The following is a 5,606-nucleotide window of genomic DNA, read 5'->3' on the forward strand; positions in this document are numbered from 1 at the left end:
GCTCGCCGCACGCGTCCATCGCGGCGTACAGGCTCTCCTCGTTGAAGTCGTAGCCGTCGAGGCCGGGGTAGGGAGCGCACGGCACGTAGCTCTCGACAAAGACGTTCGGCTGGTCGTCGACGTAGCGCAGGCGCACGAGCTTGTAGACCTTATCTTTGCCCGAAAGCCCGAGCTTGCGCGCGACCTCCTCGCTCGCGATCTCGGCGCGGAACAGGATGACGTTGGTCCTGGGCAGGCGCCCCTCCGTCCGCATGGCGTCCTCGAAGCTGCTGACCTCGAGCGTGAAGCTCTGGTCGACCTTGGGCTTCGTCACGATGGTGCCGCGGCGACGGCGCTTCTCGACGTAGCCGTCGTCCGAGAGGATCTGCAGCGCCTGCCGAATGGTCGCGCGGCTCACGCCGTAGATCTGAGCGAGCTCGGGCTCAGAGGGGATTGTCTCGCCCTCGGGGTAGGCACCGGTCCGGATCTTTTCCAGGAGGTCCTCGCGGACCTTGTCGTAGAGGGTGGTCATGTGTCTTTCCAGCCGATCAAAATCGTTTTGTCTCTATAGTATTGCTTATATGTACGGACATAATTACAATACAGGCGTACATAAGAAGCCCATTGCTTCGATGCTATCACCGCGGCAGACCGAGCCCGCCAACGCGGGCCGAACCCCAAAAAAGGAAGAAGAAGCCCAGACCATGAAGCCCTACACCCTCGATGACCTCGCGCGCCTCGTCGACCACACCAACCTCCACCCCGACGCCACCCGCGCCGACATGGAGAAGCTCTGCGACGAGGCCAAGCGCTACCACTTCAAGATGGTCGCCATCAACTCCGTCCAGTCTAAGCTCTGCTCCGAGCTGCTCGCCGGCACCGACATCGACACGGGCGCCGCGATCGGCTTCCCTTTGGGCCAGACCACCATTGCCACCAAGGTCTTCGAGACCAAGGACGCCCTGGCCAACGGCGCCAACGAGATCGACTACGTCGTCAACCTCACCGAGGTCAAGGCCGGCAACTGGGGCTACGTCCGCGACGAGATGGCCCAGATCGTCGAGGTGTGCCGCGAGGCCGGTGTTCCCTCCAAGGTCATCTTCGAGAACTGCCTGCTCACCGAGGACGAGAAGCTCGGTCTTTGCAAGGTCGCCAGCGAGGTGCTGCCCGACTTCGTCAAGACCTCGACGGGCTTCTCGACGGGCGGCGCCACCGTCGATGACGTGAAGCTCATGCGCGAGCACGTCGACGCCCGCGTTAAGGTTAAGGCTGCCGGCGGCATCCGCACGGCGGACGCCTTCCTCGACATGGTACGCGCCGGCGCCGAGCGCATCGGCTGCAGCGCGGGCGTGCCCATCATCGAGGAGCTCGGTCGCCGCATGGCGGCCGAGGGCGTGGACACCATCGAGCTCTAGGAGGCACTTGTGGGACCGCTGCTGCTCAAACCGAACCTGATCTCGCCCGTGTGGTCGGGCGGCGCCATCAACCGTCTGCGCGGCATCGAGGGCGACGTCGCGTACGGCGAGTCGTTCGACGTCTCGGTCCACCGCGGGCTCGTGAACGACGTCGAGGGAGGCCCGTACAACGGCACCCCGCTCGACGAGCTCCTGGCCGGGCACCGCGCGGAGATCATGGGCGACCTCACGGACGACGGCGTCATCCAGATCATCACCATGAGCGCGGCGCAGAGCCTCTCGGTCCAGGTGCACCCCGACGAGGCCTACGCCCAGGCGCACGAGGACGACCACGAGAAGACCGAGTCCTGGTACATCGTGGAGGCCGAGCCCGGCGCGACGATCATCCTGGGCTCGGAGACCGACGACATCGATGCCCTGCGCGCGGCCGCGGCAGACGATACGATCGGCGATAAGTACGGCCGCCGCGTCCCCGTCTCCGAGGGCGACTTCGTCTGCGTGCCCGCGGGCACCCTGCACGCCCTCGGCGCGGGCGTGCTCGCGGTCGAGGTCGGCAGCCTCGGCTTCTGCACCTACCGCATCTGCGACTGGGGCCGCGGCCGCGAGCTCCATGTGCGGAAGGCCTTCGACGTCCTGCGCACGCAGAACCGCCCCGACTCCGTCCACCTGGGCGCCTACGACCCCGCGGCCCCCGCGAGCGTCCGCCGCGGGGTGACGCACCGCCTCTTTATCGCCGACGTGGCGGACGTTCGCGGCAGCTGGGAGCAAGAGCTCGATGGGCGGTATCATGTGCTGTCCTGCGTCGGAGGCGCCGCGCGCGTGACGTGCGCCGAGGGCTCGGCCGAGCTCACGTGCACGAGGTCGCTCCTTATGCCCGCCAGCGCGGGCAGCTACGTGGTCGAGGGCAACTGCCGCGTGATCCGCTCGTACGCCGCGTGCCCCGGCGAGGTAGCCTGATCTGCGCGCCCCATCGGCGCGCGAACCTGCGAGAAGGAGCAGAGTTATGAAGAAGAAAGTCCTGGTCACTGGCGCGCACGGGTACCTCGCGAGCCTTGCGCGCCTCTACAACGCGGATGCACTGGAGTTCAGCTGCGTCTCGCACACCGACGTGGACTTCTCGTCGCCCGAGGCGGTCGAGGAGTACTTCCGCGCCGCGGACTTCGACGTGTGCCTGCACATGGCCGCCGATGCTTCGACGGTCCACTGCGAGGAGCTGCCCGAGCTCACGCACCGCGTGAACACCGAGTCCGCCATCGCCATCGCGAAGGTGTGCCGCGAGCGCGGCCGGCGCGTGGTGTTCATCTCGACCGAGCAGTGCTTCAACGCCGCGCCCGGCGTGGCGCCGTACGCCGAGGACGACGAGCAGGCGTCCGTGAGCGCCTACGGGCGGCAAAAGATGGAGGCCGACGCCTGGATTCGCGCGAACGTCGACGACTACCTCATCCTGCGCTTCAGCTGGATGTTCGGGCTTTCGATGCCGGGCGTGAAGGCATCGCCGAACATCCTCGGCAACGTGCTCAAGGCCGTCCGCGCGAGCAAGCCCACGGCGTTCCGCGTCAACGAGCGCCGCAACATGACCTACGCACAGCGCTTCGCCGAGCAGCTGCCGCAGATCCTCGAGCTGCCGAGCGGCGCGTACCACTTCGCGAGCCAGAACGGGCTCACGACCTACGAGACCGCCCGCTTGGTGGCATCGAGGCTCGGCTGCACGGAGGCTGAGGTCGACCGGCTGATCCTGCCTGACCGCGACACTTACGCCGACCGCCCGCGCGACTTCCGCCTCGCATCGGGCAAGATCTGTGCCGCGGGCATCGAGCTCGGGACCTTCGAGGAGGACCTCGACCGCTGCTTGGCAGATTTCGGCTGGTAGAGGGCTACGCGCGCATCTTCTCGCGCCAGCCGTCGAGGCGGTCGAGCGCGGACTTGAGCACCTCGTCGCTCTTCGCGAAGTGGAAGCGCACGAAGCGGTGCTCGGGCTTGTCGTAGAAGCAGCTGCAGGGTACGGTGCCCACGCCGACCTTGCGGATGAGGTCGACCGCGCAGTCGTAGTCGTCGGCGTAGCCGAGCTCGCTCACGTCGGCCATCACGTAGTAGGCGCCCTCGGGCTCGGTGAAGCTGAAGCCCAGGTCGCGCAGACCGTCGCAGAACAGGTCGCGCTTGCGCGTGTACATCGCGGCCATCTCGTCGTAGTAGCTCTGCGGCAGCGTAAGGCCTGCGACGGCGGCCTCCATGAGCGGGGCGGCGGCGCCGACGGTCAGGAAGTCGTGCACCTTGCGCGCGCGGTCGATGACCTCGGCAGGCGCGATGACGTAGCCCAGGCGCCAGCCCGTCATCGAGTAGGTCTTGGAAAGCGAGCTGCATGACAGCGTCCGCTCGGCCATCCCCGGCAGGCTCGCGAAGTAGATGTGCTCGTGCGGCGCGTACACGATGTGCTCATAGACTTCGTCGGTGATCACCCACAGGTCGTACTTCTGGGCGAGCTTGGCAATGAACTCGAGCTCAGAGCGGGTAAACACGTGGCCGCACGGGTTCGAGGGGTTGCAGAGGATGAGCGCCTTGGTCCCGGGCCGCGCGCAGGCGCGCTCGAGCTCCGCCTCGTCGAACGTGAACGTCGGGGCGTGCAGCTCGACGTAGGTCGGCTCGGCGCCGCACAGGATCGTGTCCGCCCCGTAGTTCTCGTAGAAGGGCGTGAAGATGACCACGCGGTCGCCGGGGTTCGTCACCGTCATGACCGAGCACATCATGGCCTCGGTGGAGCCACAGGTCACGACGATCTGGGTCTCCGGGTCGATGTCGAGGCCCATACGCGGGCTCTGCTTCGCCGCGAGCGCGGCGCGGAAGTTCGGCGCGCCCCAGGTGATGGCGTACTGGTGCGGTCCCTTGTAGGCGACCTCGGCGAGGCGGTCCTCGATGACGCGCGGCGGGTCGAAGTCGGGGAACCCCTGGCTGAGGTTGATGGCATCGTGCTGCATGCAGATCCGCGTCATGCGGCGGATCACGGAATCGGTGAACCGCGAGGTTCGCGAGCTGAGTTCTTGCATCGGTGCTCCTTCGGGGCCTGCGATGGGCTCGCGCCCTTCTATGCACGCCATCGGTTTGGTGATTTTCGCAGGTCCAACCTACACGTTCGACCTGCGGCGCACCGGCGATTCTCCACAAAGTAAACGCTTACGAAACACGCCCCGCGCACGCTAGAATGGCCGCGTCCGCTGGTCCGTGGACGAGGGCTTTTTTGGGCGAACCACGCTCGCCGGGCCAGGATTTCTATGTGTGAGGAGAGTTCTTCCATGCCCAAGAACAAGCGCGAGAGCCTGCTGTTCACCTTTATCATGTGTTTCCTGATGGTGCTCTGGATGAGCATCTACAACGTCGCGCGCCAGCAGGGCGCCCTCAACGTCGGGGTCCTCGTCGACGCGTGGGTCGGCTTCCCGTTCGCGTACGTCTTCGCCATGCTGTGCGACTGGTTCGTGGCGAGCCCGTTTGCCAAGGGCTTTGCGTTCAAGCACCTCGTGACGCCCGGAGAGTCGAGCCCCCGTGCGATGACGCTCGCGATCTCGACCTGCACGGTCTTCCCGATGGTCATCATCATGAGCCTCTATGGCGCTTTCGAGGGCGCTTTCCACGCGGGCACGCTCGCGATGGTCCCGGCGACGTGGCTGGCCAACATCCCCTGGAACTTCGTGATGGCGCTGCCGTGGAACCTGCTCTTCGTGGGCCCCGCCGCGCGCTTCGTGTTCCGCCGCGCGTTCCCCGAGGGCACGGTGCTCGCGGAGCCGCAGCTGGGATAGGCCACGGGGCGGGGCTTCTTCATGCCCGCTACATAAAAATGTGTGTAAACGGCACGTCTGTTGACTTATCAACAAACGTGCCGTTATTGTTGTTCCTGCAAAGAAGGACGCGCCGCGCAGGCGCCGTGGGGAGGCAATGTGGTCGAGGATCGTTTTGAGGGCTTTGTCGGGCTGATCGCCGCGATCGAGAAGGAGATTCAGCGCATAAAGACCGCCGAGCTCGCGCGCTTCGGGCTGCGCGCCGGCGACCTGATGTGCGTCTACAACCTCGACAAGCACCCCGAGGGCCTCACGTCCGCCGAGCTCGCGCGCCTGGCCGGTATCGACCGCGCCGCCGTCTCGCGCGTGGTCTCCCGCCTGACCACCGACGGCTTCGTCGAGGTGGGGGAGGCCCCCGCCGGTTCCTCGGGAGCCCGCTACCGCG

The 5,606-nt window shown here is 66.4% G+C and carries 7 protein-coding genes; 5 read left to right on the forward strand and 2 right to left on the reverse strand.

All coding sequences use genetic code 11. The features are described from left to right. The coding region (locus ACT84W_RS01305; RefSeq protein WP_444327945.1) for a GntR family transcriptional regulator at positions 1–511 on the reverse strand (511 nt) is incomplete at its 3' end. Between the two features lie 100 nt (positions 512–611). Here ACT84W_RS01305 and deoC point away from each other — a divergent pair. Genes deoC through ACT84W_RS01320 form a run of 3 tightly spaced genes read left to right on the forward strand, consistent with a single transcriptional unit; the run spans position 612 to position 3,264 of the window. Beyond that, a complete protein-coding gene (gene deoC, locus ACT84W_RS01310; protein ID WP_444327946.1) occupies positions 612–1,394 on the forward strand; it encodes a deoxyribose-phosphate aldolase in 783 nt (260 codons plus the stop codon). 9 nt (positions 1,395–1,403) lie between these two features. Beyond that, positions 1,404–2,351: a class I mannose-6-phosphate isomerase gene (locus tag ACT84W_RS01315; protein ID WP_444327947.1), complete on the forward strand. Its 948-nt coding sequence runs from the start codon at positions 1,404–1,406 to the stop codon at positions 2,349–2,351. A 46-nt stretch (positions 2,352–2,397) separates the two neighbouring features. Further along, entirely contained in the window at positions 2,398–3,264 is an 867-nt protein-coding gene (locus ACT84W_RS01320; RefSeq protein WP_444327948.1) for an SDR family oxidoreductase, read from the forward strand. 4 nt (positions 3,265–3,268) lie between these two features. On the opposite strand, the gene ACT84W_RS01325 is transcribed toward ACT84W_RS01320, so the two are convergent. Then, on the reverse strand, positions 3,269–4,435 hold the full coding sequence (locus tag ACT84W_RS01325) for a pyridoxal phosphate-dependent aminotransferase (protein WP_444327949.1): 1,167 nt from the start codon (positions 4,433–4,435) through the stop codon (positions 3,269–3,271). A 246-nt stretch (positions 4,436–4,681) separates the two neighbouring features. Between ACT84W_RS01325 and ACT84W_RS01330 the strand changes: the two genes are divergently transcribed. Both ACT84W_RS01330 and ACT84W_RS01335 read left to right on the forward strand, forming a co-directional pair. After that, positions 4,682–5,182: a DUF2798 domain-containing protein gene (locus ACT84W_RS01330; RefSeq protein WP_444327950.1), complete on the forward strand. Its 501-nt coding sequence runs from the start codon at positions 4,682–4,684 to the stop codon at positions 5,180–5,182. A 138-nt stretch (positions 5,183–5,320) separates the two neighbouring features. After that, the coding region (locus ACT84W_RS01335; protein WP_444327951.1) for a MarR family transcriptional regulator at positions 5,321–5,606 on the forward strand (286 nt) is incomplete at its 3' end.

This window comes from Paratractidigestivibacter sp., from assembly GCF_052362415.1.
Lineage (GTDB): Bacteria > Actinomycetota > Coriobacteriia > Coriobacteriales > Atopobiaceae > Paratractidigestivibacter.